Origin of the sequence: Paenibacillus camerounensis, assembly GCF_000723885.1 — a bacterium.
Taxonomy (GTDB): Bacteria; Bacillota; Bacilli; order Paenibacillales; family Paenibacillaceae; genus Paenibacillus_AQ; species Paenibacillus_AQ camerounensis.
The window spans coordinates 24472-40975 of record NZ_CCDG010000048.1; the positions used below are offsets into that span (position 1 = coordinate 24472).

Below are 16504 nucleotides of genomic sequence, written 5' to 3' on the forward strand. Positions count from 1 at the left end.
ATATAGATGGCAATACACTACGTGTGCAGGCACTGCCGCACTTTTCTGGGGAGCATTGATAGAAGTACGGCCACAGAAATTCAACTGGGCTTGCATTCCTTGACCCCTGCGGAACGCAGAGAGATCATAGCGTATGATTCAGACGGCGAAATCACGGTGAAGGTTACTTGCAATTATTGCAAGGAGGCCTTGGATAACAATCCCGAACTCAGCCTGCTGGCCAGTCCGCTTCAGTAAGGTAAAGCGGCTGTCTCTGTCGTCAACCGTAAGCCTTGGCCTTAATGCTAAGGCTTGTTTTCAATTCCCATCATAACGGGCGGCAGTGATCTAGCAGTCGCTGCCCGGCCTGTTCAGTAAGAGAGGTGTCTTTAGTTGTTACATGGTCTTATAGAGGCTTTTTCCAAAGATCCTGATTTTCAATCGGTTACCCGCGGCGTAGCTGCCGGTATGAAGGAGCAGCTGATCTCGGGCCTGTCAGGCTCAGCCAGACAAATCATGCTGGCAGCGCTCCATGAAGAGCTCGAACGCCCGCTGCTTGTAGTGACCCATAATATGTTCTCTGCCCAGAAGATGGCTGAGGATTTACAGGAAGCGCTTTCCACAGAACGCGTGCTGTTGTATCCTGCCAACGAACTGGTTGCTGCTGAAGCGGCTGTATCCAGCCCGGAGACGCTTGCGCAGCGGATTGATGTGCTTACCCGGTGTGCGCGGGGCTTCCGCGGGGTTATTGTTGTTCCGTATTCAGGCGTACGCCGGCTGCTGCCGGCGCCGCATGTAATGGCAGCGGCACAACTGACTGTATCACAAGACGGGACGCTCTCCCTTGATGAATTCCTGATGTCGATGATTGAGATGGGTTATGAGCGGGTAGAACGCGTAGAGAACCGCGGTGAACTGAGTGTACGCGGAGGCATCATCGACTTCTATCCTATGATCTCTCCGTTTGCTTACCGGGTGGAGCTGTTTGATGATGAGGTCGATTCAATCCGGACTTTTGATCCTGCCGATCAGCGGTCCATTGATAAGGTGCGGAGTGTTACAGTCACTCCTGCCAAAGAGATCATTGCCGATCAGTCCCGGCTTGAAGCGGCTGCTTCAGCAGCTGCCGGGCTGCTGGAGCGTCAGCTTGAGAAGATGACTGACCGTCAGGCCAAGCTTCGCCTGCGCGAAGAAATGGGCCGGGAGCTTGAAATGCTGCGGGAAGGCACCTATTTCCCTGAAATCTATAAATATATCAGTCTCTTATATCCGGAGCGGACACATCTGTATGATTACATGGCGGAGGACACTCTGCTGGTGCTGGATGAGCCGGCCAGACTGCTGGAAACGGCAAAGCAGCTGGAACGTGACGAGTCGGAATGGAATCTGCATCTGCTTCAGAACGGCAAAAATCTGCCGGATCTGCATCTTTCGGTAGATAATGATGCCATTATGTACCGGCGGCCGTTCCAGAGCCTGTTCATGTCCATTTTTCTGCGCCAGGTTCCGCATATCCAGCCGCAGAATATTCTGGGCTTCATCAGCCGCGGAATGCAGGATTTCCACGGGCAGATGAACGTATTAAAATCAGAAATGGAGCGCTGGCAAAAATCCGGCGTTAAGGTTGTAATGCTGGCAAGCAGCGAAGAGCGGATGGAACGCATCCGCCGTGTGCTCGACGATTACGGAATTGAGGAGCCGACGCTGCTGCAGGGCAATCTGGGCTCAGGCTTTGAGCTGCCGTCCATTCATCTGGCGGTTATTACCGAAGGCGAAATGTTCTCGCAGAAGCAGCGTAAAGCACGCAAGCTGAACAAGGGAATCGATAACGCTGAACGGATCAAGAGCTATACCGAGCTTAAAATCGGGGATTATGTCGTCCACCAGAATCACGGTATCGGCAAATATATGGGAATCGGTACGCTCGAGGTCAGCGGGATTCACCGGGATTATATGCACATCATGTATGCCGGCGGTGACAAGCTGTCCGTGCCGATTGACCAGATCGATCTAATCCAGAAATATGTCGGTTCGGAAGACAAGGAGCCAAAGGTCTACAAGCTGGGCGGCAACGAGTGGACGAGAGTCACCAGCAAGGTGCGTTCCTCCGTTCAGGATATTGCCGATGATCTGATCAAGCTGTATGCAGAACGTCAGAGCGCGCTCGGCTACGGATTCGAGAAGGACACGCAGGAGCAGCATGAATTCGAGGAAATGTTCCCTTATGAGGAGACGCGTGACCAGCTCCGGGCAATAGAAGAAATCAAGAAGGATATGGAGCAGAACCGTCCGATGGACCGGCTGCTGTGCGGCGACGTAGGCTACGGAAAGACTGAAGTGGCGATTCGTGCCGCGTTCAAATCAGCCATTGAGGGCAAGCAGGTAGCGGTGCTTGTGCCGACGACTATTTTGGCCCAGCAGCATTACGAGACATTCCGTGAGCGCTTCGGCAATTATCCGATTAATATACAGGTACTCAGCCGGTTCCGCAGCCGCAAGGAGCAGAATGAAACCTTAAAAGGCGTGAAGCAGGGAACCGTCGATGTCGTAATCGGGACACACCGGCTGCTATCCCAGGACATGGTGTTCAAAGATCTGGGCCTGCTGATTGTCGATGAAGAGCAGAGATTCGGGGTAACCCATAAGGAGAAGCTCAAAAAGCTGAAAACAAATGTCGACGTCCTGACGCTGACCGCAACGCCGATACCGCGTACGCTGCATATGTCCATGCTGGGTGTACGGGATTTGTCAGTCATTGAGACGCCACCGGAGAACCGCTTTCCCGTACAGACGTATGTGGTTGAGCATAGCCAGACGCTTACCCGCGAGGCTGTAGAGCGTGAGCTTGCCCGCGGAGGCCAGGTGTACTATCTGTATAACCGGGTGCAGGGTATTCATGAGATGGCAGCACAGATTTCTATGCTGGTGCCTGAAGCACGGGTGGGTGTGGGACACGGGCAAATGTCGGAATCGGAGCTGGAAAAGACGATACTGGACTTCCTGGACGGGGAGTACGATGTACTCGTAAGCACCAGTATTATTGAGACTGGCGTTGATATCCCGAATGTCAACACGCTCATTGTGCATGATGCCGATAAGATGGGCCTGTCCCAGCTCTACCAGCTGCGCGGACGCGTCGGACGTTCCAACCGGATTGCCTATGCCTACTTCACTTACCAGCGGGATAAAGTGCTGACAGAGGTTGCCGAGAAGCGATTGCAATCGATCAAGGAATTCACAGAGCTTGGTTCCGGCTTCAAAATAGCGATGCGCGATCTTTCCATCCGCGGAGCGGGGAATCTGCTTGGTGCAGAACAGCACGGCTTCATTGCCTCGGTCGGATTTGACCTGTATTCGCAGATGCTTGCCGAGGAAATACGGAAGCGGAAGGTTACAGTGCTCGGAGAAGAGGATACATCCCTGAAGCAGGGGAATACAGTCATTGATTTGTCGATTGACGCTTATCTTCCGTCCGAGTATATTTACGACAGCATCCAGAAAATTGAAATTTACAAAAAGGTTGCCGCAGTGTCTGCTTTTGAGGACGCTAACGAGCTGGAGGATGAGCTGCTTGACCGGTTCGGCGAATTGCCGGAGGCCGTAATTAACCTGCTGTCAGTTGCCCGGCTGAAGGTGTACGGCAAGCTGTACGGCATGGAATCGATAATCCGGCGCGGTGATGAGGTATCCCTTAATTTCCATGAAGGCGGCGCAGCTGCCTTTGATACCGCAAAGCTCGCTAAAGTTGGTAATCAATTCGAAAGACGTGTACAATTTGATAGGGAGGCCAAAGCCGGCATCCGCATTAAAGTCAAGGATCTCAGTGACAAGGAACTGCTTGATTCTCTGGAGCAATTTCTGGCTGCAGCGAAAGAGTCGTTAAAATTGAAGGGAGAACTACACAATGTCAGTAAATAAAACAAAATCCTGGAAAGTGCTGCTGGTTTCATTAGCCGCAGCGGTTTCCTTCACTATGCTGTCTGCATGCAGCAGCAATAACAATGCCGCCAATACGGCTGAGGACACCAGCCAGGCTGTAGCAACCTACAAGGACGGTACAATTACAGAAAAGGAATTTGATCTGGATACCCGGGTCATGAAATTCCTGTCCCCGCAACAGGCGGCATATCTGGAGATTGATGCCTTTAAGGAATCCATTCTGAAGCAGGAGGTTGCTTTTGAGTATCTGGCCGGACAAGCTTCGGACGATGCCAAGAAGCAGGCTGAGAAAGAAGCGGATGTACAGGTAAGCTCAATGAAAGAGGCACTCGGCGATACCTATGAAAGTACGCTGAAGGAGCAGAATTTGACCGAAGCCGAAATTCGCTCGTATATGGTACGCGTGCTTACTGTGTACCAGGATATGCTGCTGAAAATTACCGATGAGGATCTGAAGGCTGAATATGAAGCGACCAAAGGCGATTACACAGTGGCTACACTGCGTCATGTACTGGTCGGCCTCACTGATGCTGACGGTAAGGAACGGACCGATGAGGATGCGCTGAAGCGGGCTAACGAGGCTAAAGCCAAGCTTGACGCCGGCGGAGATTTCGCTGCAGTTGCCAAGGAGTATTCCGATGATACCGGGTCTGTAGAAAGCGGCGGTGAATATAAGGACAAGGCACTGGGCTCTTACGTAGAAGAGTTCAAGCAGGCTGCACAGACGCTGGCGCTGAATACCATCAGTGAACCGGTGAAGACCAGCTTCGGGTATCACATCATCGAAGTGGAGTCCCGGACAGAGACGGCTTTTGATAAGCTGACTGATGAGCAGAAGGAAACGGTGAAGAGTACGCTTGCTTCAAAGAACCTTGAGAAGTTCCTTGATGAGGAGCTGGACTCGCTAGAAATTGAAATTAATCTGCCGAAGAGCACTGCTGCTGCAGACGAGTCCGGTACTGCGGCTACAGCTGCACCAAGCGCGACACCGGCTGCTACAGAAGCAGCCCAATAATCAAAAGAAAAGCCATCCTGACGCTTCCAGGCGAGGGGTGGCTTTTTTGTGTTTTAATTAAGCGACTGAGATGTATAAGGAACTGGGAAGAGATGAATACTATGGTCAGATATTACGATAAATCACTGGGATTATCCTTTCCCATAATGGACAGTAGTTGGACCATACTTCTTAAGAAAGCGGGGCAACATGTGAAATGAAAGCTACTGGTATTGTTCGCCGTATTGATGATCTGGGCCGTGTTGTTATTCCTAAAGAAATTAGACGCACACTGCGTATCCGTGAAGGCGATCCGCTGGAGATATTCGTTGATCGCGACGGTGAAGTCATACTGAAAAAGTATTCCCCGATTGGGGAACTTGGCGACTTTGCCAAGGAATATGCGGAATCGCTGTATGAGGGTACCGGACATATTACAATGATTGCAGACAGAGACACCTTTATCGCTTTGGCCGGCGGCTCCAAGAAGGAATATTTGGACAAGCAGGTGGGTGTGCTGCTCGAAAAGGTTATGGAGAGCCGTAAGACCTCGCTTGAGACGAACGGCGGAACTTACGACATCAGCAAAGAGCATTCCGAACTGCTGTCCAGTTATGTTGCTGCCCCAATCATTTCAGGCGGTGATCCGATTGGCTGTGTCGTACTGATGAACAAGGATGACTCCGTAAAAATGTCACAGATGGAAATAAAGATGGCCGAGACCGCTGCCGCTTTCCTGGGCAAGCAAATGGAGCAGTAGAAGCCTTGGTGCCGCTGGCCCCGCTCACCCTTTGATGAATAATCAAAGAGGGGGCGGGGTTTTGTCGTCTGCCTGCTTGCGGTATAATATAGAAATTCATCCTATTATAGCGGTTATTGCTGCAGAAGCAGGTAAATTATGAAACCAGGCACATCAGGCTCCAAGCTGCTGCAAGGGGCATTTATTCTCAGCGCGGCAGCCATTGTATCCAAGCTTATCGGTACGCTGCAAAAGATCCCGCTGCAGAACCTGGGCGGTGACGCGGTATTCGGTATTTATAACACGGTTAACCCGCTTTATACAATGCTGATTACGGTGGCAATGCTGGGCCTGCCGTCGGCGATTTCGAAGTTTGTCGCTGAAGCCTCAGCCGGCGGCAATGAGGCTGAGGGAAGACGGATTCTCCGTCTGTCAGCAGTTCTCACAGCGGTCTGCGGGATTATGATCGGTATGCTTACCTATGCAGGTGCTCCGGTGATTGCCCGCATAGTCGGCAATTCACACATCATACCTGCTCTGCATACCAGTGCCTTCGGACTGGCTGTTGTTCCGCTTATGGCTGCATTGCGCGGTTATTTTCAGGGACTGCATAATATGCTGCCCACAGCCGTATCACAGGTAACAGAGCAGTCTGTGCGTGTCATTGTCATGATTGCGCTGCTGCTGTATCTGACCGGAAGCGGAGCAGGCGCGGCAGAAATTGCTGCTGGAGCCATGCTCGGCTCGGCTGCCGGCGGAGCTGCCGGGCTGATCGTTATGCTGCTCTTTTGGGGACGGCACAGGCGGCAGTCTGGTCAGGCCGGAGCTGCCGTGTCTGCAGTTGCCGGTGCAGAGCCTAAGCTACATACCGCAGCTGCGGGCCGAACCAAACCGGCGACCCGAGGCCGGCTCCTGGCTTACGGCCTGCCGGTGATGCTGGGAGCGCTGGCTGTGCCGTTGATCGGGCTGGTCGATGTATTCACCGTCCCGAGGCTGCTGTCAGCTGCCGTCGGTGAAGCAGCTTCCATGGCCCAGTTCGGTATTTATAACCGCGGCCTGCCGCTCGTGCAGATTGTGACCATGCTGGCGACCTCGCTGTCAGTTGTCTTCATCCCCGCCCTGGCGGAGGCGAAGTACCGCGGCGATGACGCCTTAATCCGAACCCGCTGCAGCCTGTCGCTGCGCTGGTTCTGGCTGCTGGGCCTGGCCGCTTCGGTCGGCCTGGCGGTTCTGGCAGAGCCGGTCAACGTGGCTCTGTACGGCGATGCCGCAGGCAGCGGCACGATGATCTGGCTGGCCTTCACCGCCGCGGGCGGTACCGTCAGCATCATCTCCGCCGCGCTGCTGCAGGGCCTTGGCGCCGTGCGCGCGCCGGCGCTGCATCTTCTGGCCGCCGCTGTGCTTAAGGCGGCCCTTAACCTGCTGCTGGTGCCGCAGCAGGGCATTACCGGCGCCGCCATCGCCAGCGTGGCGGCGCACGGGCTTGCAGCAGCGCTGAACGTGCTGCTGCTGTACCGGCAGGGCTATCTGCGGCTGCGCTTCGCAGATGCCCTGCTGCGGCCCGCGCTGCTGCTCGCGGGCCTGGGGCTTGCCGCCGCCGCCGTGAGCAGCGGCGCGGCTCTGACGCTTACCGCCGCGGGCTTTGGCGGCGGGCGGATGGCCAGCCTTGCGCAGACGCTGCTGGGCGTTCTGGCGGGCTGCGCGGTCTTTGCGCTGGGCGCGGTCAGGCTTCGGCTGCTCAGCGAGAGCGAGCTGCGCCAGCTGCCGGGCTTCGGCCCGAAGCTGGCGGACAAGCTTAAGCAGCTGCGCCTCTTTCCTTAAGAGTACAGTCAATAACCTGTACCGCCCACTTATGCATAGCTGATATTAGAGCGTTATAACAATAACAGGCAAGACAGGCCTGCCCCCGGATCAACCGGCCACAAGGGCAGGCGAAGAAGGAGTGAAAGCCATGAGTGCAAAATTAACGGTGGTCGGCCTGGGCTCAGGCAACCCGGACCGTCTGACGCTGGGGATTATCAAAAAGCTGCAGGCGGCTGCGGCCGTCTATGTGCGGACGGCAGAGCATCCGGCAATGGCAGCTTTGACAGAGCTTAAGATTAATTCGCAGTCCTTTGACGGACTGTACGAGTCGCTGGACTCGTTTCCGGAGGTGTATGAAGCGATCACCGCAAGACTAATTGAAGAAGCGCTGGCCGCACCGGAGGGTACTGAAATGGTCTACGCAGTTCCCGGACATCCGATGGTGGCCGAATCAGCGGTATCCCAGCTGCGGCACCGCTGCCCGGAAGCCGGCATTGAGCTGCAGATTCTCGGCGGCGAGAGCTTCCTGGACGAAGCCTTCGTGCGGCTAGGCTTTGATCCGATCGAAGGCTTTCAGCTGCTGGACGCCTCGGGGATCCGCAGCTCACAGCTCCAGCCTGAGCTGCACACGCTAATCGGGCAGGTCTATGACAGCTTTACAGCATCAGAGACCAAGCTGTGCCTGATGGAGCTGTACCCGCCGGAGTACGAAGTGATTGTCGGACATGCGCTTGGCGTGGAGCAAGAGGAGCAGATTCTCCGCGTGCCGCTGTATGAGCTGGACCGGATTGACGGATATGGCAACCTGTCTCTGATTTATGTGCCGGCTAACCGGGAAGAGAGTGCACGCAGACGCTCCTTTGCCCGTCTCCATGAAATTGTTGATACGCTGAGAAGCCCGGAAGGCTGCCCGTGGGACCGTGAGCAGACACACGAGTCGCTGCGCAAAAATCTGATCGAAGAAACCTATGAGGTGCTGGAAACGATCGATGAGGATGATCCCGATCACATGAAGGAGGAGCTGGGCGATCTGCTGCTGCAGATTATGCTCCATTCGCAGATTGAAGAGGAGCTTGGCACATTTAGTGTCTATGATGTTATTGAGGGACTAAATGACAAGCTCATATTCCGCCATCCGCATGTGTTTGGTGATATGAGTGCGGCTGATGCCGATGAGGCGCTGAAGAACTGGGACGGCATGAAAGCCGAAGAGAAGCGGCTCAAAGGCGTGAAGCCGGAGACAGAATCGGCGCTCAGCGGAGTTCCCCGTGATCTGCCTGCCCTCATGAAAGCCTACAAGCTGCAGAAGAAGGCCTCCAAAGTAGGCTTTGACTGGGACAACATTACCGATGTACTGGCCAAAATCCGTGAGGAGGCAGATGAGCTGCAGGAGGCTGTTGAGAGCGGCGCAACGCCTGAGGAACAAATGCTGGAGCTTGGTGACCTGCTGTTCGCGGCTACGAATGCCGCCCGTTTCATTGGAGCAGACCCGGAGGAGGCGCTAACCCGCACTAACCGTAAGTTTGTGTCCCGCTTTGCCTACATTGAGCAGCAGCTGCTTGCCCGTGGCACCAGTGTGAAGGAGAGCAGTCTGGATGACATGGAGCTGCTATGGCAGGAAGCCAAGCTGCAGGAGCGGAATTAATGGCAGCAGACTTTTGCATAAACCGTTACTCCAGCAGTATAGCTGCTGCAGGAAGCGGCAATGCTGTGAATGAGGCTTCATTCTCTGGTTTCAAATGCCGCAAGAGGTTTATAATGTAGTAGTGCCTGGAGCCGGAATAGACGATTTTTCAAAAAAACGGCGGTTTGCGGCAGGATTTCCGGGCGGCATCAAGAATATCATAAAGACGAAATGACGATTTGAGGCAGATTTTGGCAGCTGATCGCGTTTCATTTATTTTTTTGTATCCTAGGAGGAACTTCTAATTATGAACAAGACAGATCTGGTAAACAACATTTCCGAAAAAAGCGGATTGGCAAAAAAAGATGTAGAAGCCGTATTGAACGGTGTACTTAGCGAAATTACCGATGCTTTGTCCAAGGGTGATAAAGTACAGCTGATCGGCTTCGGTACTTTTGAAACACGCAAACGTTCCGGCCGTACCGGCCGCAACCCGCAATCGGGCACACCTATTGAAATTCCTGAATCGACTGTACCGGCCTTCAAGGCTGGCAACAAGCTAAAAGAAGCCGTTAATTAATGCGTCTGGACAAGTATCTGAAGGTGTCCCGTTTAATCAAGCGCCGCACAGTGGCCAAGGATGTGTCCGAGCAAGGCCGGGTGCTGATTAACGGTAAGGAATCCAAGCCAAGCAGCACAGTAAAGATCGGTGACGAGATTACAGTGCAGTTCGGGCAGAAGCTTGTAACGGTCAAAGTGGAGAAGCTGGTTGAAACCACCCGTAAGGATGAGGCAGCCGGGATGTACACACTGCTCCGTGAGGAGCCTGTTGCCAAAAGCAGCGGACTGGACTGGTAGAAGCAAATAGTAATAATCACAAGTACAGCCTTACTTTATGTAAAGCTGTGCTTTTTTATATGTTCAGCAGATTCAGCCAGTTCTATAACCCGCTCCCCCACCATAGATTAGAATCAAGAAGGAGGGGTACATGCTATGATCGAGCCAGTAAAAGTCAATAAGCAGCATGATCTGCACATGCGCAGCCGCAAGCAGCTGGAGCTGACGGGTGTTCAGAATGTAGAGAGCTTCGACAGCGAGGAATTTTTGCTCCGTACGGAGCTTGGCCATCTCACCATCCGGGGGAATCATTTACATATCAAAAACCTCAGCCTCGAGAACGGCATTTTGTCGCTGGAAGGCAATGTCCATTCCCTGATTTATCTTGATCCCGGAACACAGGGGAAAAACAAAGGCATACTGGGCAAGCTGTTTAAATGAACCCCGCAGTTCAGTGGATGACCCTGATTTATATGATACTGGCCGGTTCAGCTATGGGCGTGGCTTATGACAGCTACCGGGTGCTGTCGCTGAAGCTGAGCTTTCCTAAATGGCTCAATGCGCTGCTGGATCTGCTGTATTGGATATGGGCTGCGCTGCTTGTGTTTCGCATGCTGTATGCCGGAAATCAGGGTCAATTGAGGTTTTATGTCTTTTTAGGGCTCTTTCTAGGCGTATGGATCTATTTTTTGATCTTCAGTGTTACGGTCCGGCGTTTTGTGGTAATGTTAATTCAGTCGGTCCAGTATACGTGCAGATTGCTATGGAGAGCACTGGAAATCTTAATAGGTGTACCGCTGCGCTGGCTTTGGCGGCTTTGTAAAGGGACGCTATTGCTGCTTGGGCGCATCCTGTTATTTATTTTGAAGCTGCTCTTGCGTCTAACGAAGCCAATTTGGGTAATTCCCGTAAGATGGATCTCTCCGTATGTATCCCGGCTCGGTCAATCGGCCTGGATTAAGAGATCAATTGAATGGATAACCGCATGGCGGAAACGCTGACCTTACAATGGGGGTACGACGCATGAACAGATTTACTGCGGAAGATAAGGGAACGGCAAGCAAGGCTGTGGCCGCAGGTGCGAAGAGAAGAAAGTTCATATGGCTTGCGGTAATGACTGTATTCTTCAGCTGGTCCGGTTACATTTTCTTTGCCCAGAGCGCTTCGATTGCGGACAAGAGTGAGGTGCTTGCCAAGAAACAGGCAAGCAGTGAGAATGTCACTGCCTCGCTTAACCAGCTGAAATACGAGGTCTCCAGGCTTAATGATGATGAGTATATCGGACAACTGGCGCGGAAATGGTACAATATGTATCTTCCGGGCGAACTGCCAATCCGTACAGAGCAATCAGGGCAATAAAGCTGGCCAAATCAGGCTTTAGCTGTGTTGCCTTGATTTGCTCTTTACTGTATAATCAAATCACCGCAGACTGGATGGAGTTTATATTCGTCTGTATATTTTTAAGGGAGGATCATTTTATTCTATGGCAATTGAAGTGGGCACCAAGTTAGAAGGCAAGGTGACAGGCATCACGCATTTCGGAGCATTTGTGGATCTGTCAGGAGGTGTCACAGGTCTCGTTCACATTTCGGAAATCGCTGATAACTACGTCAAGGATGTTAACGATCATTTGAAGATTGCTGATGTAGTAACCGTCAAGGTGATCAATGTTGACAAGGACGGCAAGATCGGGCTTTCCATTAAGCAGGCTGTTGATAAGCCGGCATCAGAAGTACGTCCCCCTAGAGCCCCAAGACCAGAACGTCCAAGCGGCGGAGACCGTTTCGGCGGAGGTAGCGGAGGCGGCGGTGGTGGAGGCGGTAGTTTTAATCGTGAACGGGGTGGGCGTCCATTCAAGCCTGCAGCCGGTAAACCTTCATTCGAGGATAAAATGTCACGCTTCCTGAAAGATAGCGAAGAACGGATATCTTCGATCAAGAAGAACACAGAAGGAAAACGCGGCGGCCGTGGAGCCAAACGCGTGTAATCCGATACTTGTACAGTATAAATAACCGCAGGGGCATCATGCCGCTGCGGTTTTTTTATTATATTCCTGGAATCTCCCCGCAAAAGATCTGAGCCAGGTTCCATGTGAAGGCTCTGCTGCGAATTAATTTGTCGCAGCAGAATAAATTGCCGACAGCATCCTTGCCGATTTCACATATCTCCGGGGCAATCGCTGACGAATATCTGCTGTCAGGTTATAATCCGTAAGTCATGTATGCTGCTACCAGCGAAGCTAATCCGGTGGCCCGCAAGGGTTAGGAGTTAATTTCCATAAAATGCCGGTCCGGGCTTTTTTGTCGGAAATTTCTTCAAGTCTGCTCTCTGTTTCTGACAAACTTTCATAGAATCGTGCGCTTATAATGAGAACCATAAATTCTCTAACGGGTGGTGCGAAGGAATGAATAAAAGCAATGTGGTGAATTTGCCGGAGTGGACCAGAGCCGGAAGCAAGGGCAAGGGACAGAAGGAAGAGGCCTGGAGCACGCGTGTAAAGAACTGGGGCATGAAGCTGCCGCTAATCCAGCTGATAGCGGTGAAGAAATGGACCCTGCTGCTTAGTCTGATGGGCTTTCTGCTGGGACGGGCCATGATTTTAGACGAGCTCTCACCCTTTGCTGTAGCTTACTTTGCTGTAATTCTTTTTATGAGAAAAGATTCCGTGCTGCCCGTGGCCGGTGCTATTATTCTCGGCAGCCTGTTTACACCGTTTCCCGGAGCCGCTGTAGTCGCCTCAGAGCTGATCGTCCTCTTCCTGATCTATAAGGGTATGGAGAACTTTCAGCGGATAGACTTATCCTATGCTCCGCTTATGGTATTTGTATCTTCGTTTATGGTCGGCCTGTTCCGGGTCGTGATTGGCCCCTCGATTGCCTGGTACCCGCTGATGATGGCTGCTGTTGATGCCCTGCTTGGCTTTGTACTGACACTCGTATTTCTTCAGGCTCTCCCGTTGTTTACATTCAAAATGAAAAGCCGGGCACTGCGCAGCGATGAGGTTCTCTGCCTGATTATTCTGCTTGCCTCGGTTATGACAGGACTTGTAGGCTGGACAGTAGGAGGGCTATCGCTCGAGCATATCCTGTCCCGCTATCTGATTTTGCTGTTTGCCCTAGCGGGAGGAGCTCCGCTTGGTGCTGCAGTCGGAGTAGTCACCGGCCTGATCCTCAGCCTTGCGGATATCGGAGCCATCTATCAAATGAGCCTGCTTGCTTTCTCCGGTATGCTGGCAGGTATGATGCAAGCCGGACGCAAAGGGGCCGTATCGATGGGGATGCTGCTCGGCTCAACGATTCTATCCGTGTACTTTCTGGGGCCCGGCGATGTCATGTCATCCACCTGGGAAACCTGTGCTGCTGTACTGATATTTCTTCTAACACCGAAAGGAATGATTACAGCTATAGCAAAGTATGTACCTGGCACTGCCGATCACAGCCGTACCCAGCATGAATATGCGCGGAGGGTCCGGGATATTACAGCAGAACGGGTTACGCAGTTCTCTCAGATTTTTCAGCAGCTGTCCAGCAGCTTTGGACAGATTCCCCGCGCCGCAGAGGCAGGAAAGAGTGACCGGGAAATGGAGAATTTCATGAGCACTGTAACTGAAGGCGCTTGCGCGGGCTGCATCCGGCGGACACACTGCTGGGATGCGAAATTCTATCAGACCTACCGGTATATGACCGATATGATGACTACGGTGGAAGAATGCCCGGATATCACAGCAGCCCAGCTTCCTCCGGAATGGAACCGGATCTGCGGAAAAACGGCTGAGGTGCTGGATGTTATGAAAGGCCAATATGAGCTATACCAGCATGATATGCGCTGGAAGCGGCAAATATACGACAGCCGCCAATTTGTTGCCGAGCAGCTGTCCGGCGTCTCCCAGGTCATGGAGGATCTGGCCCGGGAAATTAAACGGGAGGGACAAGCCATGTACCGTCAGGAAGGGCAGATCCGTGAGGCGCTGGAGAAGCTGGGCTTGTCCATCCACAGCATTGAAATTCTCAGTCTGGACCCGGGGCGGGTTGAGATCGAGATTGTCCATGCGTACACCAGAGGCTTCGACGAATGCCGTAAAATGATTGCACCGCTGCTCTCGGACATACTGGAGGAGAATATCGCTGTCGTCAATGAAACGGCAGTTCATCCGCGGGAGGGCCTGTCCATGGTTACCTTCGGCTCAGCTAAAGCATATGAGGTCAGTACCGGTGTGGCAGGCGCAGCCAAGGGCGGAGATATGCTCTCGGGAGACAGCTTTAGTACAGTGGAGCTGGGGAACGGAACCTTTGCAGTCTCAATTAGTGACGGGATGGGTAACGGGGAGCGCGCGCGGATGGAGAGCAGTGCTGCGCTGTCGATGCTGGAGAAGCTGCTGCAGTCAGGTATGGACGAGAAGCTGGCAGTCAAATCGGTAAATTCCATTTTACTGCTCCGTTCACCCGAGGAATTCTATGCGACGGTCGATATGGCACTGATTGACCAGTACTCTGCACAGACCACCTTTATGAAAATCGCCTCCGCACCCAGCTTTATCCGCCGGGGCAGTGAGGTGATTCCGATTACCTCAAGCAACCTGCCTATCGGAATTATTAAGGATATCGAGGTGGATCTGATCAGTATGCAGCTGTGCCCGGGTGATATTCTCATTATGATGACAGACGGTATTTATGATGCGCCCGGATATGCCGTTAATAAAGAGATATGGATGAAGAGGCTGATCCAGGAGCTTGAAGGAGATGATCCCCAGGATATGGCCGACGAGCTGCTGGAGAAGGTAATCCGCTACCAGGGTAATGAGATTCATGATGATATGACGATTGTAGTCAGCCGTCTGGATCACTATCATCCGCAGTGGTCCAGCCTGCATCTGCCCGGAATCGGCCGGATGGAGCGCCCGCGGACTGTCAGCTGAATAGCTAGCATCCGTTGCGTTGGAGTAAGCTGCTAGAGGCCGTTCATTTTTCGTAAGTAAGTATTTAATGGAATGAATCCACTTACATGCTGCGTGGGGGCTCTAAATTTGCCAACTAACTTCTGATATTCGGGCAGATCCGTTTAAATAGCTGTCGTTTCTCCAACTGCTATGAACGAATTTGTCAATTCCCTGTTTTTCACCCTTTTAACCAAGGTGTTTTCAATCCCTTGGGCATAGAGACAAAATGCGAGTCGTCGGCTGGCACACTGCTATCCGTGGGTTGGTTACCACATGTTATGCCTACGTCGAAGGAGCTTCCGTAAACTAATATCGCACGTCAGATCCATCGATTTTGTGCAGTTGGAAATCACGGATTCTCCTCGAACCTTTCTCTTTGTCTCCATGCCCAAAAGATTCACTTTTTGGAACCTGCTTTTCTGCATGCTTTCTCTGTACTACGCTATTCTTCGCTCTGCATCTACCGCAATAGACCAGATAAATCCGATTAACTCACGTCCGACTGCGGCCATGGCCAAGTTTCGGTGTTTTCCTCGTCTGACCATCTTTAAATACTTGCCGTGTAGCCGTTCTTGGGCCTTCCACGACGTTTCTTGGACATGAGCGCACTGCCCTTCTAGGCGTTTCTCTAAGTCCCCTTTAACCGCTGGGCGGTGACGGTAACTCCATGCGGATTCTACGAGTGTACGCCGGACGGCTGCATTTCCTGTTTTGGTTAAACGTCCGCGTTTTGTGCTGGCTCCAGATGAGTATTCCCGCGGGACCAGTCCGAGGTAGCTCATGAGCTGGGCCGGTGAGCGGAATCGCTCAAAGTTACCAATCTCGACCACTAGCGTCACAGCGGTTAGCAGAGCAATGCCTCGCAGGCCCTGCAGGGCCTGAATGACAGGCGCATACGTACAGATACCTGCTTCTTCTCGCAGGGTGGCTTCAAACCGCTTGATTCGCTCTTCCACTTCGCGTAGATGTTGTAGTAACTCGCTGAATACCCGAGCCTGGGCAGCATGCTCAAACGTCAGGGTAGATAACCACTGCCGGTATCTTTGGGTCCAGCGTCTTTTCATCCCTTCCGGGGCGTGAATCTGGTGCCGTAATAAGAAATGAATCAGCCGTTGCCGCGCTCGATGCAACTCTTCCCGGGCATCCTCTCTGGCTCTGACAAGGTCGCGAAGGGCCTCTATTTCCGGGGTAGGCACATGAATGGCGGTCAATTCCCCTGCGCGGTGCAGTTGGGCTAGTCTTTCGGCATCCCGGCGATCGGTTTTTATGGCATCCCCAGGACGCTGAGGAATACGGGAAGGTGCGATTACAGTGCATGAAACCCCCATTTTCGTCAGCCAGTGATACAAGTCATACCCCGTCGGTCCGGCTTCGTAGCAGACTTCCAGTGTGACCGCTGAGCTTTGAAGTTTCCGAATCAGTCGCCCTACAGCATCTGGCGTGTGGGCAATTGCGCCATGATACCGTGCAGGCTCCCGGCCCTCATCTGCAATCGCCACCGCAATTTTTTCTTTAGACACATCCAAACCGACGTATTTTATGGTATTCTTCATAGTAACAGCTCCTTTCGCATGTAGCTCTGAAATGGTGGTACCCACTTCCATTTTAACCTACGGTGTGCGAACAGGGGCTGCCTTTCGTTCATCATAACTA

At 52.7% G+C, this 16504-nt stretch carries 14 protein-coding genes; 13 read left to right on the forward strand and 1 reads right to left on the reverse strand.

Annotation, left to right across the window (positions count from 1 at the left end; genetic code table 11):
- Window positions 1–6: 6 nt before the first annotated feature.
- The 13 genes from fin (at window position 7) to spoIIE (ending at window position 14830) form a co-directional block, all read left to right on the forward strand.
- Window positions 7–237: an anti-sigma-F factor Fin gene (fin, locus tag BN3772_RS18165; RefSeq protein ID WP_042201192.1), complete on the forward strand. Its 231-nt coding sequence runs from the start codon at window positions 7–9 to the stop codon at window positions 235–237.
- A gap of 135 nt (window positions 238–372) precedes the next feature.
- Window positions 373–3897, forward strand: coding sequence for a transcription-repair coupling factor (gene mfd / locus BN3772_RS18170; protein ID WP_042201193.1), 3525 nt, complete (start codon window positions 373–375; stop codon window positions 3895–3897).
- Window positions 3884–4933: a peptidylprolyl isomerase gene (locus tag BN3772_RS18175; RefSeq protein ID WP_042201194.1), complete on the forward strand. Its 1050-nt coding sequence runs from the start codon at window positions 3884–3886 to the stop codon at window positions 4931–4933. The genes mfd and BN3772_RS18175 overlap by 14 nt, the downstream gene beginning before the upstream one ends.
- A gap of 196 nt (window positions 4934–5129) precedes the next feature.
- Window positions 5130–5672, forward strand: coding sequence for a stage V sporulation protein T (gene spoVT / locus BN3772_RS18180; protein WP_042201196.1), 543 nt, complete (start codon window positions 5130–5132; stop codon window positions 5670–5672).
- Window positions 5673–5810: 138 nt separating this feature from the next.
- Window positions 5811–7472 carry a putative polysaccharide biosynthesis protein gene (locus tag BN3772_RS18185; RefSeq protein ID WP_042201198.1) on the forward strand — a complete coding sequence of 554 codons (1662 nt, stop codon included), beginning with the start codon at window positions 5811–5813 and terminating at the stop codon, window positions 7470–7472.
- A gap of 130 nt (window positions 7473–7602) precedes the next feature.
- Entirely contained in the window at window positions 7603–9099 is a 1497-nt protein-coding gene (yabN, locus tag BN3772_RS18190) for a bifunctional methyltransferase/pyrophosphohydrolase YabN (protein WP_042201199.1), read from the forward strand.
- A 286-nt stretch (window positions 9100–9385) separates the two neighbouring features.
- A complete protein-coding gene (locus BN3772_RS18195; RefSeq protein WP_039868883.1) occupies window positions 9386–9658 on the forward strand; it encodes an HU family DNA-binding protein in 273 nt (90 codons plus the stop codon).
- Window positions 9658–9936 carry an RNA-binding S4 domain-containing protein gene (locus tag BN3772_RS18200; RefSeq protein WP_042171862.1) on the forward strand — a complete coding sequence of 93 codons (279 nt, stop codon included), beginning with the start codon at window positions 9658–9660 and terminating at the stop codon, window positions 9934–9936. The genes BN3772_RS18195 and BN3772_RS18200 overlap by 1 nt, the downstream gene beginning before the upstream one ends.
- Before the next feature lie 135 nt (window positions 9937–10071).
- Window positions 10072–10356, forward strand: coding sequence for a sporulation protein YabP (yabP, locus tag BN3772_RS18205; RefSeq protein WP_039868889.1), 285 nt, complete (start codon window positions 10072–10074; stop codon window positions 10354–10356).
- On the forward strand, window positions 10353–10916 hold the full coding sequence (yabQ, locus tag BN3772_RS18210; protein WP_042201200.1) for a spore cortex biosynthesis protein YabQ: 564 nt from the start codon (window positions 10353–10355) through the stop codon (window positions 10914–10916). Before yabP ends, yabQ begins: the two co-directional genes overlap by 4 nt.
- Before the next feature lie 22 nt (window positions 10917–10938).
- Window positions 10939–11274 (forward strand): FtsB family cell division protein, encoded by a 336-nt coding sequence (locus BN3772_RS18215; RefSeq protein WP_042171865.1) that lies wholly within the window; start codon window positions 10939–10941, stop codon window positions 11272–11274.
- Between the two features lie 124 nt (window positions 11275–11398).
- Window positions 11399–11902 (forward strand): S1 domain-containing RNA-binding protein, encoded by a 504-nt coding sequence (locus BN3772_RS18220; RefSeq protein WP_042201202.1) that lies wholly within the window; start codon window positions 11399–11401, stop codon window positions 11900–11902.
- Window positions 11903–12319: 417 nt separating this feature from the next.
- On the forward strand, window positions 12320–14830 hold the full coding sequence (gene spoIIE / locus BN3772_RS18225; RefSeq protein ID WP_042201203.1) for a stage II sporulation protein E: 2511 nt from the start codon (window positions 12320–12322) through the stop codon (window positions 14828–14830).
- A 458-nt stretch (window positions 14831–15288) separates the two neighbouring features.
- Here spoIIE and BN3772_RS18230 read toward each other — a convergent pair whose 3' ends face one another.
- Window positions 15289–16404 (reverse strand): IS110 family RNA-guided transposase, encoded by a 1116-nt coding sequence (locus BN3772_RS18230; protein ID WP_042201204.1) that lies wholly within the window; start codon window positions 16402–16404, stop codon window positions 15289–15291.
- Window positions 16405–16504: the final 100 nt, after the last annotated feature.